This window comes from Senegalia massiliensis (genome assembly GCF_009911265.1).
Taxonomy (GTDB): domain Bacteria; phylum Bacillota; class Clostridia; order Tissierellales; family SIT17; genus Anaeromonas; species Anaeromonas massiliensis_A.
The window spans coordinates 276448-299389 of the sequence record NZ_QXXA01000004.1; the positions used below are offsets into that span (position 1 = coordinate 276448).

A 22942-nucleotide genomic window follows, 5' to 3' on the forward strand; every position below is an offset into this window, starting at 1 on the left:
TTATCAATTATATTGCTGAGTATAATTTTTATCTTCTTTTAACCCATATTTCCAAGCAAAAATATTAGCTATTAATAATATTATTATATAAACATATTTTCCATAAACTACCTTTCCTGATAAGTAATGTAATCCTGCTAATATTCCAATTGTTAGAAAAAGTTTGAAAGCATCTAATATAGATCCCTTTTCTTTTACAGCCCCAAATTGTTCTGAAAATGGCAATGTCTTTTTTCCTGTTTTAAATAATATAAATAATCCTAAATAAAGTCCAGTATATGCTATTATTAAATCTATTATAATATTTTCTTTAAGTATTATAAAAAATATTATACTTACCAAAATGAATATTGGAGTTATAAAATTTACATATACTGACTTAAGTGTAGCTTTATAAATAATTTCTTTGTCTATTCTAAAATAATTATAAATCCAAGATGCTTTATAGCTATCTGAGTATTTTAATAATTGTAATATAGTGACTAACGAGAAACCTATAAAGTATATACTTAAAATAGATGATATCCCAGAACCAAATGACATTATAAACGGAAATATAATACTAAATCCCAAGTTGGGATATACTCTTAACTTAAAATTTCTTTCATTTCTCATTATATTACTAGCAAAATTAAAGAAGTTTTTTTCAGATCTTGTTTTACATATAATATTACTTATTAAATGAGTAAATCTATGTTTTTTCTTTGTATTTGTATCTTCTGCATTTAATTTTTGTAGATTTCTTTCAAAGGATGGTATTAATTTTATATATATTATTATTGAAATTATAGGAATTACTATGGCAAATATTGAATATAAAATTATAATCGGATCTCTACTATTATTAAATATAAATTCAAAAAGTGAAGCAAACCATACTGGAGGTAAAAATCCACTCCACCATGTAGGGTCAAAATTTATCTCTAATAATTCTGTTATACTAAATAACCTTCCTATTATTTGATATGAAAGTGTTATTGTTATTGCAAGCCCTATTTGAACATAATTAATTATATCTTTTAATTTTTCTCCACTAAATAATTTAAGTATTACTAGATATAAAAGAGCTGTAATCATTATTATAAATAAATCTAATAGTATTAGAGTAAATAGATATAATAGAAAAAAAGCTATTCCTCTTCTAAATATTGAAACTACAAGTGAAGGTAATACTAATGCTCCTGTCACCATTGAAACATAATATGATATATGAAGAACCTTTGCCATATTAAGTGTTATACTATTTACTGGCTTTGTAAGAATTATATTTTTATCTCTAACATCTAAAAGCACAGAAGAAAAATCAGATATTAATGATGTCATCATAAAAAACATAAAAAGTCCAAACACTATACTCATTGGAAATAAATAATATGAATCTACAAATATAAAAAATATTATAGGTAATCCTAATAGTACATATACAGGGAGTGAACGTAAAAATTGATTTTTTCCTTCATTATCCGCGTTTGATGTATTATTTGATTGACTTATTCCTGTTTGTCTTCTTGTATCTAGAGTAAGTTTTATCTTTAGTATTTCTCTCATTATAGAATAATCTATACCCATTTTTGTAAATAATATCTTAAACTTATCTAAAATCTTAAGTATATTATATTCTTTCATTAACTTCACCTCTAGAGATAGTATTTACTATTTCTTTTGCTATATTTTCATGTTCATTGAAGCCAGTTAATTTATTAAATATCTGTTCAAGAGATCCTTCTTTAAGTTCCGTATTCAAGCTTTCCATATTTCCATCTGCAACTATTTCTCCATCATTTAAAAGTATAATTCTATCACTTAACTTCTCAACTACTTCCATAATATGAGATGAATAAAAAATAGTTTTACCTTTTTTTGCAAGTTCTTTTAATACTTCTTTAAATACAAGTACACTATTTGCATCTATACCACTTAATGGTTCATCTAAAAATAATATGTCAGGATCATTTATTATGCTTGATATTATAAGAACCTTTTGTTTCATTCCTTTTGAGAAAGAGTTTATTCTTCCGTCATATACATCTTTTATACTAAATAAATCCATTAATTTTTGTGCTTTTTCATCTGCTTCACTATAATCCATACCATAAAGACTTCCTATAAAAGTAAGATATTCACGAGCAGTCAAATTTTCATACATATCTGCTGTTTCAGGTACATATCCAATTCTTTTTTTATAATCTACAGGATTTTCTACTATGTTTTCTCCAAAAATTTCTATACTGCCACTATATTCTTCTACAAGTCCTAACATGATTTTTACTGTAGTGGATTTCCCAGCACCATTTGCTCCTATATAACCTATTATTTCACCTTTATTTATATTTAAATTAATATCATTTAATACCCTTTTACCCCCATAATATTTATTTAAATTTTTTATTTTTATTATATTTTCCATTTTACTCACCCCTTTTAAACGTTGATAATATTATATCATATATATTCTATACATTTACCAAAGCATAGACAAATGCCTATGCTTTTATTTTAAAACTTTCTTAATTAATTTTAAAGCAGTTTTTGAATAGGGTGGATACCTAAAGTTAAAATCAAATGACTTTGAATTTTTAAATATACTTTTTTCATGTGTAAAAGTATCAAAGCTAGCCTTACCATGATAATGTCCCATCCCACTATTTCCCACTCCACCAAATGGAAGCTCAGATGATGACAAATGAAGTATTGTATCATTTACACATCCTCCCCCATAGGAGACTTCTTTTATAACTTTTTTCTCTATGTATTCATTATCTGTAAATAAATATAGTGCTAATGGTTTAGGATGAGAATTTATCATATTTATAGCATCTTCAATATTTTCATATGTTAATATTGGAAGAATAGGCCCAAATATTTCTTGTTTCATTATATTATCATCCCAAGAAACGTCATCCATTATTGTAGGTGCTATATATAAATCCAATTTATCTGTTTTTCCTCCATGTAATATATTACCATCTAACAATAATTTAGACACTTTATTAAAGTGATCTTCATTTACTATTCTAGGATAATCATTACTTTCTATTGGATTTTCACCATAAAATTTCTCTATATAATATTTTAGTTTTTCTATTAATTTTGCTTTTAACTTTTTTTGAACTAATATATAATCAGGTGCAATACAAGTTTGACCAGAATTCAAAAACTTTCCCCAAACTATTCTTTCAGCTGCTATATCTATATCTGCATCTTTATCAACTATTGTAGGAGATTTTCCACCAAGTTCTAGCGTTACAGGAGTCAAGGTTTTGCTTGCAGCCTCCATTATTTTCTTACCTATATTTACGCTCCCTGTAAAAAATATATAGTCAAACTTTTCTCTCAAAAGTTCCTTGGATACAGTACTCCCTCCAGGAATAAACTTTACATGATTTTCATTAAATGTTTCCTTTATTATTTTTTCTAGTATTTCTGTTGTATTAGGTACTTTTTGGGACACTGTAAGTATAGCACAATTCCCTGCTGCCACTGCTCCAAGTAATGGTTCAAGTGTAAGTTGAAATGGATAGTTCCATGGAGATATTATAAATACTACTCCCAATGGTTCTTTATATATATAACTCTTTGCTTGAAATTGGAATAGTGGAGATTTTACTTTTTTAGGCTTTGCCCATTTTCTTAAATTAGATGTTATATGATCAATCTCACTTAAGGTAATTCCTATTTCCGTTGCATAAGATTCAAATTTTGACTTACCCAAATCTTTATATAATGCATCAGATATATCATCTTCATATTTCTTAATATTTTGTTTTAATATATTTAATAGTCCTATTCTAAACTCTATATCTTTAGTATGACCTGTAGCAAAATATTCTCTTTGTTTTTTTAATATATATTTATATTCAGTCATGGTATTTACACCCCTTTTTTACCTTTTAATCATAAATACCCGAAAATTTATAGTAATATCAATTTGCTACTTCTTTTATTTTTTCAATATTATCTAATACTACATCTCTTTTTATTTTTACTAAATTAATATCTTTATAATTAAGAGAATTTATCAGATCTTTTATTGATATTTCAAGTGTGTATAAATGCTTCTCATCTTTTTTTTCAATATTTATTTTTTGTCTTAACATAGAAAAATAACTTTCATATTCTTTTGATACTTGTTTAGCCTTTTCAAAATCTTCTTCTAAGGCATAAAGATATATTTCACGAGCAATATATGTTATTCTATTTAAGTCCCCCTCTATATTTCCTTTATATAAATCAAAATAATTACCTAAAGAAAATATTAACTTATCTGATTGTTTAAGTGAATTTATTTTTTCTTTTTTTCCTACAGCTATTGTTAGATTGTTTAAATGGTTTTCAGTTTGACTTATAGTATCAGTATTTATACCTTTCTCCATGGCCTTTACCTTGTATTTACCCCAATTAGTATGTATCTTTTCTATTGTCTTTGATAAATCCATCCAATTTTTCTCTATTTTTTCATATTTCTTTATCTTTTCTTCTTCTTTTTTTTCTTCGTAAGTTTTTTCTTCAGGTGGTATTACTGACTGGGGATTTTCTGAACCTTGTGAGCCTCCTGACTGCCCCTCTGATTGTCCTCCCGAGCTTGAGTCTGAGCCTTGGCCTTGTTGTTGAGAATCTTGTTCTTTTTCAGAGTCTTCTTCTTCTTTTTTGTCTTTTTCTTCTACAAATATAGGTTTTTCTTCCTCTTTCATTATTTTTTCTATCTCTTCTATGACTTTACCAACATTCTCTTGAACCTGTGTTAATTCTTCAGGTATTTTTTCTTTATTTTCTTTCATTTCAGTGCTTTCTTCTTTTTTTGTACAAGAAGAAAGTAAAAACAAAATTATTAAACACAATATTAATACTTTTCTTTTCATAAATAATCACCTCAAAACTAGTATTTCCAGAGGTGATTATTTATATCCTAAAACGACTATATTCTATAAAATTTGAAATATATTTTGCTGTTTTTCTTCTTTTATGAATTTCAAAATGATTGTATGGTAAAACAATAAAATCATCAATATCTTCATATTTAACAGAGTCTACACTTACTTTACCATCATTTTCACTTTTAAAAAATGGTTTCGTAATGATTCCAGGTTCATTTCCTGCTATTGCTCCTATATTTATATGAGTACCGTCTAGTGAGCTTATTTTCTTTACATTTTCAGGATGTAAAGATCGTAGAGTCTTAAATATTCGTGGAATGATATAGAAGTACTCAGTAATAAATTCTGCTAGTTCATTACCAGTATTAGGGGTAGCTATTAGTATTATTTTATCTATATATTTTGATAGTTTAGGGTAATCTATTATAAATTTTCTTATAACAAGTCCCCCTGTACTATGACCTGCAAGTGTTATCTTTTCTTCGTTTTTTAATTTCATAATTTTCTCTTCTAAAAACAACTTAAATTCTTCAACTGCCTTATCTATTTCATCGAAAGTAAGTGGAAGATTCACACAAATAGCATCGTATCCTAATTCTTTCATATACTTTTTTAGTCTTCTCATATCTCTATGAGTTCTAAGATAGCCATGTACCAATACTATTTTTTTTTCACTCAAATTATCACTGCTTTCCTATATGAAGTGTTGGTAAAGTATATCCATCATGAATACCAGATATTATTGACTTTTTGCCTACACGTGAATATACTCCGTAAAAATTCTCATTATATATATATAACCCTGTAATATTTTTAAAGTATCTTTCTCGTTTTTCTGATTCAAAATCAATCATTAACGTTTCTGGAGGATTAAAATATTCTTGTAATAAATAGTTATTATTATTATTTTCTTTAATTAGATTTTCCCATTCTTGTTCACTATAATCCTTCCCTACATATACTCCTTTTGAAGCGTATAAATCCATTGGTTTTATGATAAAATTATCTTTATTTTTAATTACTTCATGAACATCTAAATTATCTAAGATAAGCTCTTTAGTATATGGAATATGCTTTTTGATAAATTCTCTTTCATTTTCATCTAAAAATTCTAAAGTTTCCTTCTCTTGTAATATTTTAAATACTATTTTATTATGAATTATTTGTGATTTTATAGGTCCTATTATTTCTGTTTTTCCTTTTTTTATTCCTTTTATAAAATCTTTTATTTTATCTTTATTGTCTAATAAATCTTTTGTTACAAGTCTTCTATATACTATATCAATTTTTTCATTTTCAAAGTATAAATATCCATCTTCATTATATTCTATCTTATCTGGACTTATTATTTCACACCATAACCCTCTTTTTCTAAATCTATCTCGAAATTCAATAAATTCATCCATTGAAGATTTACTTATAAAGTCCACAATAGCTATAGAAGGCTTTTCTTCATGATGATTCTCCATATAAATATTTAAAATTTCATCAATCCATGTTTCAAATAATTCAAATGGATGAAATTCATATCCCCCCCCAAATTGTTTTGCTGCTTTTGTTTCTAAATATATACGAGATAATTCTCTTTCCTCATTCATAGCAGAAGTACCATCTGTATTTATTTCACAAAATTTAAAATAACCATTATAATCATAAAATATATCGAACCTTGCCATAGGAAAAGGGGAACTATAGTTTGTAGGTAAAAGTATAAGTTCATTTAACCACTTAGGAAATCCAAATTTTTTCCTATACTCAGGATCATTTAAAAATTTTTCTATAATCTTTCTAAATATTTGGCTCATTGTTTTTGTTAATTTTTTAAAATTTTCTATATCATTATCTGTATAAAATTTAGGCATATATAAAAAGGGAACTGGTTCCCCTTTATACGTAGCCTTAGAATTTCTTACTTTTTCTTTCATATCAAAATAATCTTTTTGATATTCATCAATATTTTCTAAAATCATATCTCTATATTCTTTGTCTATTATCTTTCTATTCATTTTTCGCCTCCAAAACTATATCATTTAATATATTTTCTTTTATTGCTTGATATAATCCATAATTCATATTTTCTTTTATATTCATAGCTGGTGTTTTTTTCTCACTTATTAATTTTTTTAACGGCATTAAATATCTTTTTTCATATTCATTTAATGAATTATAAGCTAAATTATATATCTTATTTACTATATTATTTAAATTAAAGTCTTCTACATCAGCATTATAACCATATTCCATTATTCTTTTTTTCATTATGCTAATTTTTTTATCATCAAAATCCTTAAAAACATCTAATAATTCATCAATATTTGAATCACTATACATTATTCCCTTCACAAGTGCAACCCCTGCTAAATTCAAAGGAAAAGGTACTGAATCCATCATTCTAACCTCTATAAATCCTTTAACTCTAACATCTGGAAAAAACATAGTTAATATATGTTCAAATTCATCTTTTGAGATATTACATACATCAAAGATATCTTTTGTTTTTTTCTCTTTAGTAAATATAAATTCTCCTTCTTTTTTAATTATTATTGGAGGATTATTTAATATATATTTTGCATAGTCACTATATCCAAAATCTTTATCTAAAGCACCAGTCACAATTTTCGATCTATCATTATCACATTTATTCCATATATCTGTTCTAAGTATATTATTAGGATAGATCTCTTCTTCAAATATAGGACTATTATCAAACATTAAAGAAAGTATAGGAGATAATAAATTTGAAAGTCTAAATTTTCTTTTAAAATCTACTTCATCTCTATAATCTATGGCAACTTGTAGAGCTGCAGTACCTTTCATCATATTATGTGCATACTTCCCTTTGTCTTTAAAATACTCTGACATATATTTATATCTTTCCTTTGGAATAAATTGAATATCTTCTATTTTAGTATTTGGCTGGTATCCCATACACACTATATACTGATTTTTCGTTTCAAGTATAGGTACTATATCATTTAAAAAATTCATATAAATATCTTCTATTTTTTTGATGTCTTTAAAAGGATTAATACTTACTTCAAACTGTGCTCCTGGTTCTAAGGTTATATTTATATTCTTTTTATAAAGTCCCATAAGATAATTATCAGTATAAACTTCATTCCAACCTTTTTCCTTTAACTTAATTAGAGTATCTTCAACTCCTTTTTGTCCAAAATATGGAATTGATTTCAGTGTCTCTTTATCTATTATAAAATGCTCAAACTCTGCACCTATTTTCAATTCTTCTTCTTTTGTATGATTATTATTAAAATACTCTTCGAAATACTTAATTTGTTTGTCTATAAAAAAACTATCCAACTTTCCACCTCATTTAACCCAATTTATCTCCTTTTTCTGTTTCTTTATCTGGAGATATTAACACTACACCATCTTTAGTATATACCCCTAAAACTAATACTTCAGACATAAAATTTGCAATTTGTCTTTTGGGAAAATTTACTACTCCAAGGACATCTTTCCCTATTAAATCATCAAGTGAATATTTTTCTGTAATTTGAGCACTAGATTTTTTTATTCCTATTTTTTCTCCAAAATCTACCCATAATTTATATGATGGATTTCTTGCCTCCTTAAATTCTTCTGCTCTTATTATTTCTCCCACTCTTATATCTAGTTTTAAAAAATCATCTATATTAGCCAAAAAAATCACCCCTATCATTTCCTTTTATTATACCAAAATTTATAGTTAATAGAAAATATTATATATAAATGATAGAATATAATTAAATATATTTTGTAAGGAGGAAAGTTATGAATAAGATTTTTGTCAATGGAAATATAGTTACAATGGATCCTAATCAACCTAAGGTGGAAGCAATATATATAGAAAATGATATTATAAAAAATATTGGATCAAATAAAGAAATATTAAATTCAAAAGATAATTCAACAGAAATAATTGATTTAGAAGGAAAAACTATGTTGCCTGGTTTTAATGATAGTCATATGCATCTTATAGATCATGGGTTAAGTTTAAATAAATGCTCTTTAGTAAATATTTATAGTATAGAGGAATTAATCAATAAAATAATCTCTTTTACAAAAGATAATTGTAGTGATTGGATTTTAGCCGAAGGGTTTAATCAGGATAAGTTCAAAGATAAGAAACTTCCTAATAGATATGATTTAGATAAGATTTCAACTGATAAACCAATATTTATTACTAGAACTTGTTTACATCTTGGGGTAGCAAATTCTAAAGCACTCAAGTTAGCTGGTATTTTAGATCATATTCCTGAAATAAAAGGTGGAGAGATAGACTTAGACAATAATGGAAATCCTACAGGAATTCTAAAAGAAAATGCTATGAAGCTAATTACAGAAAAAATACCTACTCCTTCAAAGTCAGAAATAAAAAATCTCATAATTAAAAGTGCGAATATATTATTATCTAAAGGTATTACAAGTATTCAAACAGATGATTTAAATAGTGTCAATGGACTAGATTACAAAGATATTATAAAAATATATAAAGAATTGATAAATGAAAACAAACTACCTATTAAGATCTATGAACAATGTAGGATGAATACAATAGATCATTTAAATGACTTTATAAACAATAATTATAACAATTATAATGGTAATGAGTTTTTTAAATTAGGACCAATAAAATTATTTACAGATGGTTCCCTTGGCTCAAGAACTGCTAATTTAAGAGAACCTTATCATGATGATAATTCCACTAAAGGGATCTCTACTTGTAATCAAAATGAATTAGACAAATTTGTTATGAAGTCACATAATATAGGATTAAGTGTAGCTATTCATGCTATAGGTGATAAAGCAATGGATAAGGTTTTTAATAGCATTAAAAAAGCTTATGCTAGAAATCCAAGAAGGGATGTCCGTCATGGTATAGTTCATGCACAAATTACAGATGAAAAGTTGATAAATGAGTTCAAACTCTATAATGTCATTGCATATGTTCAACCTATATTTTTAAATTATGATGTACATATTGTAGATGATAGAATAGGAAAAAATAGAGCTAAAACAAGCTATGCTTACAAAACTATGATAGATAATAACATAAAAATTTCATTTGGTTCTGATGCACCTGTAGAAACATTTGACGTTATGAAAGGGATTTACTCTGCAGTTACTCGTTGTGATTTACAAGGAAATCCTAAGGGTGGATGGTTATCTAAAGAAAAAATTTCTATAGAAGAATCAATTTATAACTATACTATGGCTGGTAGTTATTCTAGTTTTGAAGAAAATATTAAAGGAAGTATTTCAAAAAATAAAAAAGCTGATTTAGTAGTACTTGAAGAAAATATATTTGAAATTGATAAAGATAAAATTAAAGATATTAAAATTTCTATGACATTTGTTAATGGAATTTTAAAATATAAAAACAACTGATAATTAAATTTAATTATCAGTTGTTTCTCTACCTATATCTGTTTGTTCCTTTTTAAATGTTTTTTTATAGAATATAACAAATGTTATTGTGGTTGCTAATGCTGCTATTATATCTGCAATTGGCTCTGCAAGTAATACGCCAAATAATTTATCATCCATAAAGTTTGGAAGAATAAATATAAGTGGTATAAGAAGTATTATTTTTCTAAGAAGTGCTAAAATTAAAGAAACTTTAGCTTTTCCAAGTGCAAGGAATGTTTGTTGAAATGCTACTTGAGCACCAAATGCAAATATACCTGCAAAATAAATCCTTATACTCCATGTAGTCATATTTAATAGTTCAGGATCATTATTAAATATAGATACAAATACCTGTGGTATAATCATAAGCATTGCCCACATGATTGTTGTATATGAAAAGCACAGTTTTGCCAAAAGAATAAAAGTTTCTTTTACTCTTTTTATGTTTTTAGCTCCAAAATTATAACTTATAATTGGTTGTGCACCTTGTGTTAATCCCATCATTGGTAATATTATAATTTGCATAATACTACTCATTATTGTCATTGCACTAACTGCAATATCTCCACCATAATTCATAAGCATATTATTTAAAGATATTAAAACTAAACTTTCTGTAGACTGCATTATAAATGGTGATACACCTAATCCCATTGTTTTTTTTATTATACCTAGATCTGGAATCATATATTCTTTTCTTATCTTTATCTTTGTTTTTTTACCAAATAAAAATATAAGTACCCATATAGCAGAAACAGTTTGAGAAATTATTGTTGCTAATGCTGCACCTTTTACTCCCATATCAAACCCAAATATAAATATAGGATCTAATACAATATTGATTATTGCACCTATTATTACAGTCATCATTCCAAATTTAGCAAACCCTTGTGTATTTATAAAAGGGTTCATTCCTAATGCAATTTGAACTGCAATTGTACCAATGGCATATATACTTAAATAATCAAGTGAATAAGAAATTGTTGTTTCACTTGCCCCAAAAGCCCAAAGTATTGGTTCTTTAAATATCAACACAATTGTAGTTAGTATTAAACCAACAATTACAACACTAGAAAAACTGTTACTTACAATTTTTTCTGCTCCATCATTATCCTTTTGTCCCATCTTTATAGCAGCAAGGGGTGCGCCACCCATTCCTACAAGAGAACTAAATGCCATAACTATCATAATTATGGGAAATGCTACCCCAATTCCTGCCATAGCTATTTCTCCATTATCAATTCTTCCAATATAAATTCTATCAACAATATTATATAATAAATTAACTAATTGAGCTATTATGGCTGGTAATGATAATTTAAATAATAATGAAGACACTTTCTCTTTTCCTAAGTCCGTTCCTTCTTTTTTTATCATATTAATCATCTCCGTTAAATTTATAAAAGCGGGCCTAAAATATTAGACCCACTAAATAATTATTATATACCTATTTTGACTATTTTAAAAGTTAAGTTTATTTTATAATAATATTATTTATTCTGGAGGTAATTTATTTGCTTTTTGCTGAACTTCTTCTGTCTCAAAATCAGGTGATAAAATTAATTTACAAGCTCTAGATATTCCATCCTCTCTTGACTTTTCAGCAAGCCATCTAATATACCCCTTGTCTTTATTATAAATTTCACCAAGTGTATTGCCATTATATTTTCCAAATGTAACTTTTATATTTTGAGCATCCTTTAATGTCATAGTCTCTACTCTTTCTTCTTCTTCAAATTGAGTCATATCTTCCATATCTTGAGTAAATATATCTGAAAGTGAAGCAACTGTCAATGTTGCATCAACAAGTGCTCTTTTCTTAGCCATTTTAAGACAAGTATTTCCTAACATATATATATCTTGTCTACCACCTAGATATTTTCTCTCCCTACTATTAGAATGCCCTAAGCCTTCTGTAACTATCTTTTCATTTTTCTTTAATATAGACTTTACACTAAATGCAAAAAAACCATCCTCATAATTTTGTACTTTATCAATTATTTCATACTCACTAGATATTCCTAATAACATAAGTATTTTTTCAGCACCAGGTTTTAATAGAGAAGGTTTTGATGAACCATAAAATGTTTTTCCATAATCATGCCCTTCAACAAGTGTCTTTTGTATTACTTGTTGAAATCTATATATCTTTTGCATAGAATTTTCAACATTTTCTATATCCATATTTTCTATGATTGATAAAGCGTAATTGTAATTATCTTCTTTTACTTTAAAGTCATCACTCATATTTTCACCACCTTGTTTATTTTAATTTATCCAATATTTTTTTATTTATTACTTATATACTTCAATTTATACTTTATCTTTATTGAGTATATTAGTTATTACTGCTAATTTATAAAAAAGATATTAAATAACAAAAAACCTCTTTCTTATAGAATATATTCCCTATGCAAAAGAGAATAAACTATAAGAAAAAGATTTTTAATTAAATCTAGCACCTTGTTTCTCTATAATATTTTTTATAGGCTTAAATAATATTAGTACTAATATAAAGTTTGAAAAACCATGTATAATATCAAATAATAGCCCTCTTATCCAATAAGTTATTCCATAACCAACTCCATAAAATACAGATTCTGTTAAAGCAAAAAACAAACCGAATGAGAGACCAAATATACCAGCTAAAACTGCATATATATATTCATTTTGGGTTTTATAATTAATAACTGATGTTATTATAACTAATATTGGCCATATCAAATAATAACCTATTAGCCAAGTATTAAAACCCCATACAAATATTTCAGTTGTAGAAAATATTATTGAAACTAAAATAGCTCTTTTAAATCCAAAAACTACAGTATAAATTATAAAAAGTAAAGTAACAATTTCTACATTAGGCACAAAGGACAATGCCATTTTAGATGCAGTTAAAGTGGCACTTAATATAGCTATTAATACAAGATCTCTTACTTTCATATTAATAACTAGTTAACTCAAATTTATATTTATCTCCATCTGTAAGTGGTATTTCAGCTACACCTGTTTCTGCATCTTTACCATTTACTTGAATTTGCCAAAATTCTTGTTCACTTTCTTTTGCTTCATAATCCATCATAGCAGTAACCATTTTTCCAAAATCTGAATCTGTAAGAGTTACACCAATCTCATCTTTATTATTTTCTAATAAATCTAATAAATATTCATCATCAGTGTTATAGGTAAACGTCTTATCTACATCCTCTTTTTCATTTATTACTTGTATCTTTACTTCCTTAGCTCCTTCTACTGATTCTGGAGATAAAAAAGTCTGATATGCAAATACAAGCCCTAATGCTAAAACTAAAGCTATAACAATTATTAAACTTTTTTTACTCACTATAATTCCTCCTTATATTTATGTGTTTAATGTGTCTAAAAAAACCCTTCCACTATCGAAGTGGAAGGGTTAATAAAATCATTTTATATACCACACCACTTCATTTCCACGTGAAGTTTCAAGTGCTTTTATATAATTTAAGGTATTCCGACTTAGTATATATTTATACCATACGGCGGCGGGCCCGTACAGGATTTTAACCTGTTTCCCCTCAAATTATACTTCATATTATTTAACTAATTATATAATACTACAATTTATATAAAAAAGCAATTCTAATTTTCTTTCACAAGACTATTATATGCTATTGGTATTACAATAAGAGTAAGAAGTGTTGAGAATATAAGACCTACCATGAGTCCTACAGCTAGTGGTGTGAAAAATGAACTGCCAGATAAAACTAATGGAATAAGACCTATTACCGTTGTAATACTACTTAATAATATTGGTCTTAACCTTTTTTTCGCTGATTCTATACAAGCCTCTTTTATACTTCTTCCATTCTCTCTCTCTCTATTTATATATTCTATTATTAATATTGCATTATTAACAACAATACCTATAAGACTTGCAGCTCCAAGTCCTACTGTAAATGTAAGAGGTAGTCTAAATATAAACACTCCAAAAACTACTCCTATTACAGATAATGGTACGGTTATAAGTATTATAAGTGGTTGAAGTATGGATCTAAATTGAAGAAGTAATATTAAATATACTCCTACAAGTGCTATAAGTGCGGCTATACCAAGTCCACTTAAATATTTTTTAAAGATTTCTTTTTCTCCTCCAAATGTAACTTTAATATCATCTGTTTTTTTATTATTTATTATTTCTTCAACCTTGTTTTGTTCTACTAAAGTAGATTTATCAGGATCTACTTCAGCTGTTATTTTGATAAATGGCTTTCTATTAAATCTATTTAATTCTTCTAACCTGGTATCCTCTTCTATTTCTACTACATCTTTTAAAAGTAATATTTGTTGACTATTAGGTGATTTAATAGGTGTATTTTGTAATTCATCTATACTATTTGGATTTGCATATAACAAAATACTTTTACTTTCGTCATCTATATTTACTTCACCAATCTGAGTTTTATTCAATGCAAGATTTACTTGTCTTTGTATATCATAACTAGTAAGTCCTAATATTGACATTTCTTCTTTATTTGGAATAATCTCATATTCTTTTATTACAGAGGATTCTTCTAAAGTAATATTATATAAACTCTTCATATCATCCATTTCTTCCCTTATATTACTTGCTACATTTTCTATATCTTTAAATTCATCAGAAGAAAGGGTTATATCAATATCAGGTCCTGGGTTTGTAAGTGCAAGTAGATTAACTGTCACTGTTCCATCTTCTATTTTATCATTTAGCTTATTTTGGAGTTCATATGCAAAATACTTCTTATTTTTATATTCAGCAATTTTTTCTTCATTAAATCTAAACATTACTTGCCCTAAATCAGGAGATTTAAAATAAGGAGGATTTGTTATATAAAATTTAGGTATTGGCCCTCCTATTGATGATGTATATTCCTTTATATCATCTCTATTATTTAATACTTCTTTTACATCTTCTACAATTTGCTGTGTTTGATCTATGTTATTTTCTTCTGCTTTTATATCAATATATGCTATATTATTATCTGCATAAGGAAATACTTCAAGCCTCATATTTACAAGCATAAAACCTACTATGATTATTAATACTAATACAATTAAAAATGTAGTTTTAGTATATTTCATGCTTTTTAAAAGTGTATTTTCTAATAATCCTTTAAAGTGTTTTCGTTCTCTTACTTTTCTATGACTATTCTTAAGAAGTAAACTTGCAAGTACAGGAGTTACTGTTATAGAAACTATATATGATGCAATTAAAGCTATAATAACTACTTGTGGTAAAGATTTTGCAAACTCTCCCGCCTCACCAGGTAGTGTTATAAGTGGTGCAAATGCCATTATAGTAGTAAGCGTTGATGTAAGTACTGGAATACTTGATTCTTTAGTTCCTAAATAAACTGCTTCCATAATAGATACATTTTCATCTAATTTTACTTGTATTGCATCAGTTATAACTATTGAGTTATCTACCAATATACCAAGAGATATAATAAGTGCTGCAATAGATATTTGTTGTATATTGATATTTAAAAATGACATAGATATAATAGTAATCATTATAGAAAGTGGAATAGTAACAGACACTACAAATGCATTTTTATAACCCATACCTATAAAAACTACTATAAGCACTAAAACTATTGCTTGCAGTAAATTTATCATAAAATCATTTACAGAATGTTTAACATCTTCTGGCTGAAATATTATTTTATCTATTTGAATATTTTTATCTAATTTTTTTTCAAATGAAGATATTATATCATTTATTTCCTCTTCTGCTAATAATATATTACTATCTTTATCAAAATAAGATGTAATAAGTATAGATGAATTTCCATTATGCATAAATCTTGTATCATCCGTATATTCATATTTAATTTCAGAAATACTACCTAGAGTTATAGGAGTATTTGTCTGTGGATTTAATCCTAACACTATATTTTTTATATCTTCAATACTATCTTCTTCTTTATTATATGAAATGCTTATATTACCTTCTTTTGTTTTTAAGCTTCCTAATGGTATATCAATGTTTTGAGCTGTTAAAATATCGTTTATATTTTCCAGAGTTAGATTTGCAGATCTTAATTTTTCTAAATCTATATCTATTATTATATTTTCTTCTAATATACCTAATATATTTGTTTCGCTTATTTGCTCTATATCATTTAATTTTGATTTTATATCTGTTGATAGCTTTTCAATATTTTTCATTTCGTTTATTTCATTATCAGAAGTATTGATGCTTAACATTACCCCTGTTGTATTTATAAGATCTGTATCAAGTGAGGGAGATTGAACATCACTTGGTAATTCTATGGTTTCAAGTTCTGAACGAAGTATTTCCCATTGTTTTTCTTTATCTACTTCATAGCTAAGTTGTACTATTACTAACGACACATTATCTCTAGAAACAGATTGTATCTTTTCTACACCATCTATGCCAGTAATAGCATTTTCTATATTTTCTGTAATGTCTTCTTTAACTTCTTCAGTCCTAGCTCCTGGATAAATTGTTGTTATCATACCTACTGGACTAATTGCTTCTGGATTTTCTTGTTTTGGCATTTCAAAATAAGTATATACTCCAAATGCTATTATTGCTAAAATAAGTATTATTACAAATTTTCTTTGAAATAATGCTGACTTTATAAGTTTATTCATATATATCTCCCTCTCATTGAGTTTATATGTAATTATATACCCCTGTTCTATACTATATAATATTATAATTAATCAAATATTAAAAGTAAATTTACATAATAAAAAATAGTCTGATTCTAAATTCAGACTATTTTTTGAATTTCAATATTATTCCTATTAATAAAGAACTTATTCCTACTCCATATAATAAATATGGAACCACTTCTCCTGTTTTTGGCATCTTTGGTATATAAGTAGCTCCATCATCAACTACTTCTTGTTCATCTACTACTTCCTCATTTGGTCCATCAGATTCACCTAATACTCTTTCAGTTTGTGCTGTGAAAATCCATTTTACATCTACTTTTTTGCCTTGAAATTCATTTCCAGTTTCAGGTCCTGGAAGTTTTACAGTAGCATCAAGTTTGTAAACATCTCCTATTTCTAACTTTCCTAAATAAATATTTTCTTTTGCAAAGTTATTCATAGGACCCTCAAACATCAATTCTCCATCATAATTAATTTGAAGAATAAGTTGATTTAATAAATCTACATTATCTACTTCACCAATTCTTTCTGCTCTCATATATAAATTAAAAGGATGTTCATAATTATTTTTTACTGTTATTGAACCTTTTTTAATATCCCCAGGATTTAAAATTTGAAGATCAAAGAATTTTTCTCCAGAAGGTTCTATAACTAATCCTAAGTCTTTTCCTATTACTTCAATATCATCAGCATAGCTATTATTAGATACTATCAATATAGTAAAACTTATAAAAAAAGTAATTATCATTACCAAAATAAATTTATTGTTATTTCTCATATCACCTGCCTCCTTCTTTAAATTTATTGTAAAGGCATATGGAATAATAACATATGCCTTTATTTATTATTATACATATTAATTATTAATATTCTTCTACTCCTGAAGGAAGTGCTGTTAATCCCCAAACATCTTTATATGCATCATTTGATGCTTGAACTGATTCTGCCTTTACATTTAATGTAAATGTTGCACCTTGGTAATCATTACTTGTTTCTTCTCCTAAAAGTTTAACACTATCTAATAATTTACTTGTTTCTTCATTTTCTTCTAAAATATACTTGTAATAATACCATCCATCATGTAATATCCAATCATTATCGTTTATCATTAATTCTATATTATCTATTGACATTTCATTACTCCAAGTAGGTGTTAACTGAACTCTTACATAAGTTTTTTTAGTTCCTTTACTAATTACAGTTACATCTTTATTTGTTTCATCTCCAGGGTTCCAATTAGTTATATTTTCAAATCCATTTTCATTAACTTCTATATCTACCGTTCCAGCTTTAAAAGTATTATCAATTGCTTCTGGTGTGCTTGTAAACCAAGCCATTGTTCCTCCTATTGCAAGTATAGCTATAGCTACTAATGATAAAGTAATTATTAATCTTTTTTTCATTTACAATACCTCCTCAAATTTTTAATTGATTCGGTAACTGGCTGCCATTTAAAAGGCCCTTTAGTTTTGCGTCCTCTAAGTTTACCTAAAGTTTGCCCTTGTCGTTTAGAACTTATTTGACTTAAACTTTTAATAAATTTAAATTGATTCACCTCCTATAAAGACTTCTTATTAACTTGCTTTTTTATATAAATAAAAGTTAAAATTATTAAAAGAATTATTGATATAATAAAATATATATTAGTCTTCAAAAAATTCAATATATATCCTATTATTGGTATGCTAAATATAACTTTTCCAAAAACATCTTCTCCTCTTACAACTAATGGGTCTGGAGTTGTATTTGCATCACCTTTAGTAACGAAATTAAATTCTTCTTTTTTTTGTATATCAACTACTCTATGAGTTACTAGTGATTGTGTTGAACCTTTATAAGTTATTATGTCATTTGTTTTTATATCTTTAGGATTAATTTGTTTTACTATTATTAAACTTCCCACATTTATAGTTGGATTCATGCTTCCACTCTGTACTTCATATATTTTATATCCAAATATAGAGGGCTGTTCTCCTTTAAAACGACTTCTCACTGTAACTATAATCAAAATTACAGTTATAACTAATACCATATAAAGGAATATGTTTTCTATAATTTTAAAAATATTCTTAATTTTATAGTCATTATGTCCCTCCATATTTTCATCCCCTCATATTATAGATATTAAGTTATTGTTCTAGCTGAACTTTAAACTTATTAGGCTTTTCATCATCATCATAAAACCAACTATCATTAATTCTTTTATTAGTTATAGTAACTGTTTGATGAAGATTTTCAGAACTTATAGTAACTATTTGCTGACTATAACCTACTAATTCATAATTCATAGGTACAATTTCATTAATATTGTAATTTCCTGGTTTTAAATTTTCTATAGTTTTCGTTTCTCCTTCTTTTATATATAATGCCCATTGTTTTTCTTCAGGTCCATCTATCCATATAGAAAATTTGGTACTAGGGTCTTCATTAATTACTATCTTTTCTATTGTTATACTTCCCCTTATTACCTTTACCACTATTTCATCCTCTGCTATACATGCACTACATCCTTCTTCACCATATTTATCTTTTAATACTAATTTGTAAGTGGTATCTTCATTAGGACTTACTTGAGGATTAGCATCATATGATACCCATGTTGGATCACTACTACTAGTCCAAATATAAGTATATGGTGGATGACCAGAGTTTATCTGAATATTATCTGCAAGATTAACAGTGTCACCTGTCATTTCTAAATCTGGTCCTAAATCTACTTTTAATGGTTCTATTACATCTACTTTAGGTACAGGAAAATCTTTAGTCTTTTCTTCATCATTTACATCTATATAATTTAATTTTGCCCAATCATTTGTAGGTATATCATTTCCTCCTTCAAATGAACATTTAGCTTTTATTTTATATGTTAAAGTTGTTTTTTCCGTTATTGTTCCGGCATTCCAAGTAATTTCATGAGTATTTTCATCATATGTTGCTTCATTACTTGAAAGACTTCCTTCTACATATACAAAGTTATCATTAATTTTATCTTTTACTACTGCATCTTTTGCAATATAATTTAAATTTTCTGATATTTCATTGTATATTTGTGTCAAATCTGCTGCTGAAAAAGTTTCATAATATCCTGAATCTTGAGCTTGTTGTAATACACTTCTGGCAACTCCTAAACTTTGTGCTGGTACTCCATTTAACAATCCTACTGTAAATACTCTAGCTACATTTTGTGAATTTTGTCCTTCATTTATAGCAGCTTGTGCATGATTATTTATATAAGTAGGTTCACTAGGACCATACCAATTACCAATACTTACTGTAGGTACTCCATCTGTTAAAAATACTATAGCTTTATTTGCTTCTGGTCTAGAATTATTAGCCATAGTAATTCTAGCTGTTCTAAAACCCGCTTCCGCATTTGTTCCTCCATTTGCAACTAATGAATTGATTTCATTAGATATTAAGTTATAATTATTGGTAAAATTAGTATCTAATGTTGCATCATTTATACTACCCCAACCATATATGCTTCCTGAATATGCATACGATACTAATGCTACTCTACTGTTAGGATTTTGTAATACTGTCTGAGAAAAACTTTTAGCCGCATTTTTAGCATAAGTTATAGCTGAACCATCATTCATACTTCCTGATCTATCTATTACAAGTATTACATCTATTGGTTTTTGTGGTATTTCACCATCAATTTCTAATGTAACTAAATATTCTCTACATCCTTCTACACTTTCAGCAGTTTTATCCACTGTTATTGTATCTTCAAATTGAGGATCAGGATTTCGATAAGTAGATAATGCACTAAATATACTACTTTTAGCAATGCTTTCTTTAAATAACTCATCTAAAAATTTTTGATACTCTTTAGGGAATTTTTCAATCTCATGTTCTTCAATAAATGCTGAACTAGAATTCTTTTTCTTTATTATTTCTGGTTTTAATAATTTAACTTCCACTTTTTTATTTTGAGTTATAGATTCATTATTAAATTTAGTGCTTGCTATAAATGTATTTACTTTTACTCTTTTTTCTAATGAAGAAAATTTATTATAAATGGTCTTTATTTCTTTTGTTTCTCCAATTTTTAATAGTTTTATATTTTGATTTAAATTTGTAATACTATCCTTTACTATTACATTTTTCAAATCTACATTTCCTTCATTTTTAACTTGAACTGTATATACTATATTTTCCCATGGCTTATATGAATTTTTATCTGTCTTAATTTCAAGTGATAAATTAGCTTTCAACATTTCTTTTTTTTGTTCCTTTTCTTCTGGTTCTGGTTTTGATTTTGTATTTTCTTCTAGCTTCTCTTCTGGTTTTGATTCTTTAGGATCTTCTTTAGATTTATCTTCTTGAGTTAATGATTCATTTTTTATATTTTCCTTATTTAATGGTTCTAAGTTTGATTCTTTTTGGTTTGATTCTTCCTTTTGAACCTCTTCAGAATCACCATAAACTATAGGTAAAAAACCATTTACAAATACTAAAGATAAAATTAATATATATATAATTAAACCTTTGTTGCGAAAATTCTTCATCTAAACTTTCACCTCCATTATTTATTTTACGTTATTATAAAGATACCCTAGTATAATTTTAGAGTAAGTTCAAATAAGTTTTATATTGATTTTTTATGTATTATATATTAATTTTTTATGCATTACATTTTAATTACAAAATAAAATAACATAAAAAAACTTCAGAATAAAATCTGAAGTTTTTAAATCTATATAATGCTATTTGAAATTTTATTAAATTTAAACTCTAAATTACAATTACCTTTTAAATACTTTCTAAACTGCTTTTGTATTCTATCTTCTATTAAATATAAAAACTCTGATTTTATTTCTGTAATCATTATAATTGCTTGATCTTCATTCCAAAATGTTATTACATCACCTTTTCTTAAACTTTTTAACAAAATAGCTTTCAATACATTTCTTGATTGTTTAAGATTATCTGTTGTTCTTTTTTTATGATTTAAAGTGATTAAACTAATATAAGTGTCTACATTTCCACGTATACTTTTTCTTTTTTCAAGATTATATAAAAACTTGAAATACTCTAAATCACAATACATAGCCCCTTGAACCTCACTATCCTTTAATCTTTTTTCAATAAAATATAAATCTGTTATTATTTTTTCTCCATTTGCTATTTGTAATTTCCTATATAAATCCTTCATTGCAATTGAAGGTTTCATATCATAATCTTTATACATTTTATAGGTAGTATACTCATAATAACTCAAAGCATGCTTAATTTGACCCATTTCCTTTAATGCTTCCATATAATATATATGAAATGTTTCATCAAATGGTTGTATTTCTATAACCTTTTCACATATATCAGCTATTTCTTTAAACATACTATTTTCTTTATATATACTTATTAATTTATTTGCTGAATGAATAAATATTCTATTATATCTATTTCTAATAGGTATTATCCAATCTCCACAGCTACATTCTCCCATATATTCACCAATATATACTTTTAAAGCTTTTTCATAATAATTAGCTACTTTTAGAGAGTTTAAATTCATCATATTAGCTTTTTCGATGCTTAATTCAAATATATCATTGTCTATTTTTAAGTTATCACTTATCTTTAATATGTAATATCCATTTATAAATTCTATATCAAATAATAATTCATTTATATTAATTTGTCTTTTTATTTCTTCTATAAACTTTCTAAGTCTAAATATTTGAGTTCTTAATACATTTTTCAAATCATCAGATTCATTATATTCAAATAAATTTTCTATAATTATTTCTGGGAGCAACTTTTTATTTTTATGAGAGATGAAAAACTTAAATAATTCTAAGATCTTATATTTTCTACCTAAACCTTCAATTATAGATTTATTACCTATACGAATATCAAAATCACCAAAAGTAAATATTTCTATATCATTTTTATAATCATGATTCAGGTTTTCTCCCTTTTCAAACATTTTAATTTCCTCCTAGAATCTATTTTGTTATTTAATTTATTTACCCTAACATTAAACTTAT

The 22942-nt window shown here is 26.2% G+C and carries 19 protein-coding genes and 2 riboswitches; of the genes, 1 reads left to right on the forward strand and 18 read right to left on the reverse strand.

Going from position 1 to position 22942, the window contains the following annotated elements:
• Nucleotides 1-3 precede the first annotated feature (3 nt).
• The 8 genes from D3Z33_RS03655 to D3Z33_RS03690 form a co-directional block, all read right to left on the reverse strand.
• Entirely contained in the window at nucleotides 4-1626 is a 1623-nt protein-coding gene (locus D3Z33_RS03655; RefSeq protein WP_160196421.1) for a hypothetical protein, read from the reverse strand.
• On the reverse strand, nucleotides 1613-2407 hold the full coding sequence (locus D3Z33_RS03660) for an ABC transporter ATP-binding protein (protein WP_160196422.1): 795 nt from the start codon (nucleotides 2405-2407) through the stop codon (nucleotides 1613-1615). The genes D3Z33_RS03655 and D3Z33_RS03660 overlap by 14 nt, the downstream gene beginning before the upstream one ends.
• 84 nt (nucleotides 2408-2491) lie before the next feature.
• Nucleotides 2492-3865, reverse strand: coding sequence for an aldehyde dehydrogenase (locus D3Z33_RS03665; RefSeq protein WP_160196423.1), 1374 nt, complete (start codon nucleotides 3863-3865; stop codon nucleotides 2492-2494).
• Nucleotides 3866-3923: 58 nt separating this feature from the next.
• On the reverse strand, nucleotides 3924-4859 hold the full coding sequence (locus D3Z33_RS03670; protein WP_160196424.1) for a hypothetical protein: 936 nt from the start codon (nucleotides 4857-4859) through the stop codon (nucleotides 3924-3926).
• A gap of 40 nt (nucleotides 4860-4899) precedes the next feature.
• Complete coding sequence (locus tag D3Z33_RS03675; protein ID WP_160196425.1) at nucleotides 4900-5553, reverse strand: esterase/lipase family protein; 654 nt, start codon at nucleotides 5551-5553, stop codon at nucleotides 4900-4902.
• A gap of 4 nt (nucleotides 5554-5557) precedes the next feature.
• The gene (locus D3Z33_RS03680; protein ID WP_160196426.1) at nucleotides 5558-6880 is read right to left on the reverse strand and encodes a glutathionylspermidine synthase family protein; all 1323 of its coding nucleotides are present in this window, start codon (nucleotides 6878-6880) and stop codon (nucleotides 5558-5560) included.
• On the reverse strand, nucleotides 6873-8192 hold the full coding sequence (locus D3Z33_RS03685; protein WP_160196427.1) for a glutamate-cysteine ligase family protein: 1320 nt from the start codon (nucleotides 8190-8192) through the stop codon (nucleotides 6873-6875). The genes D3Z33_RS03680 and D3Z33_RS03685 overlap by 8 nt, the downstream gene beginning before the upstream one ends.
• A 13-nt stretch (nucleotides 8193-8205) precedes the next feature.
• Nucleotides 8206-8535, reverse strand: coding sequence for a tRNA-binding protein (locus D3Z33_RS03690; protein ID WP_160196428.1), 330 nt, complete (start codon nucleotides 8533-8535; stop codon nucleotides 8206-8208).
• Between the two features lie 110 nt (nucleotides 8536-8645).
• Here D3Z33_RS03690 and D3Z33_RS03695 point away from each other — a divergent pair, with 110 nt between their 5' ends.
• Complete coding sequence (locus D3Z33_RS03695; RefSeq protein WP_160196429.1) at nucleotides 8646-10262, forward strand: amidohydrolase; 1617 nt, start codon at nucleotides 8646-8648, stop codon at nucleotides 10260-10262.
• A gap of 9 nt (nucleotides 10263-10271) precedes the next feature.
• On the opposite strand, the gene D3Z33_RS03700 is transcribed toward D3Z33_RS03695, so the two are convergent.
• The 10 genes from D3Z33_RS03700 to D3Z33_RS03745 form a co-directional block, all read right to left on the reverse strand.
• A complete protein-coding gene (locus tag D3Z33_RS03700) occupies nucleotides 10272-11669 on the reverse strand; it encodes an MATE family efflux transporter (protein WP_160196430.1) in 1398 nt (465 codons plus the stop codon).
• Nucleotides 11670-11777: 108 nt separating this feature from the next.
• Nucleotides 11778-12530, reverse strand: a complete 753-nt coding sequence (locus D3Z33_RS03705; RefSeq protein WP_160196431.1) for a hypothetical protein — start codon at nucleotides 12528-12530, stop codon at nucleotides 11778-11780.
• Between the two features lie 198 nt (nucleotides 12531-12728).
• The gene (locus D3Z33_RS03710; protein ID WP_160196432.1) at nucleotides 12729-13226 is read right to left on the reverse strand and encodes a hypothetical protein; all 498 of its coding nucleotides are present in this window, start codon (nucleotides 13224-13226) and stop codon (nucleotides 12729-12731) included.
• 1 nt (nucleotide 13227) lies between these two features.
• Complete coding sequence (locus D3Z33_RS17090; protein WP_160196433.1) at nucleotides 13228-13626, reverse strand: DUF4430 domain-containing protein; 399 nt, start codon at nucleotides 13624-13626, stop codon at nucleotides 13228-13230.
• A gap of 88 nt (nucleotides 13627-13714) precedes the next feature.
• Nucleotides 13715-13860: riboswitch (adenosylcobalamin (AdoCbl) riboswitch) on the reverse strand.
• A 41-nt stretch (nucleotides 13861-13901) separates the two neighbouring features.
• On the reverse strand, nucleotides 13902-16919 hold the full coding sequence (locus D3Z33_RS03720; RefSeq protein WP_160196434.1) for an efflux RND transporter permease subunit: 3018 nt from the start codon (nucleotides 16917-16919) through the stop codon (nucleotides 13902-13904).
• Between the two features lie 127 nt (nucleotides 16920-17046).
• The gene (locus D3Z33_RS03725; RefSeq protein ID WP_160196435.1) at nucleotides 17047-17724 is read right to left on the reverse strand and encodes a hypothetical protein; all 678 of its coding nucleotides are present in this window, start codon (nucleotides 17722-17724) and stop codon (nucleotides 17047-17049) included.
• A gap of 85 nt (nucleotides 17725-17809) precedes the next feature.
• Nucleotides 17810-18349 (reverse strand): BsaA family SipW-dependent biofilm matrix protein, encoded by a 540-nt coding sequence (locus D3Z33_RS03730; protein WP_160196436.1) that lies wholly within the window; start codon nucleotides 18347-18349, stop codon nucleotides 17810-17812.
• A 29-nt stretch (nucleotides 18350-18378) separates the two neighbouring features.
• Nucleotides 18379-18456, reverse strand: a riboswitch (cyclic di-GMP riboswitch).
• 48 nt (nucleotides 18457-18504) lie between these two features.
• Nucleotides 18505-19044 carry a signal peptidase I gene (locus D3Z33_RS03735; RefSeq protein ID WP_160196437.1) on the reverse strand — a complete coding sequence of 180 codons (540 nt, stop codon included), beginning with the start codon at nucleotides 19042-19044 and terminating at the stop codon, nucleotides 18505-18507.
• A gap of 31 nt (nucleotides 19045-19075) precedes the next feature.
• Entirely contained in the window at nucleotides 19076-21460 is a 2385-nt protein-coding gene (locus tag D3Z33_RS03740; RefSeq protein WP_160196438.1) for a vWA domain-containing protein, read from the reverse strand.
• A 188-nt stretch (nucleotides 21461-21648) separates the two neighbouring features.
• Nucleotides 21649-22881 (reverse strand): BTAD domain-containing putative transcriptional regulator, encoded by a 1233-nt coding sequence (locus D3Z33_RS03745; RefSeq protein ID WP_160196439.1) that lies wholly within the window; start codon nucleotides 22879-22881, stop codon nucleotides 21649-21651.
• Nucleotides 22882-22942 lie beyond the last annotated feature (61 nt).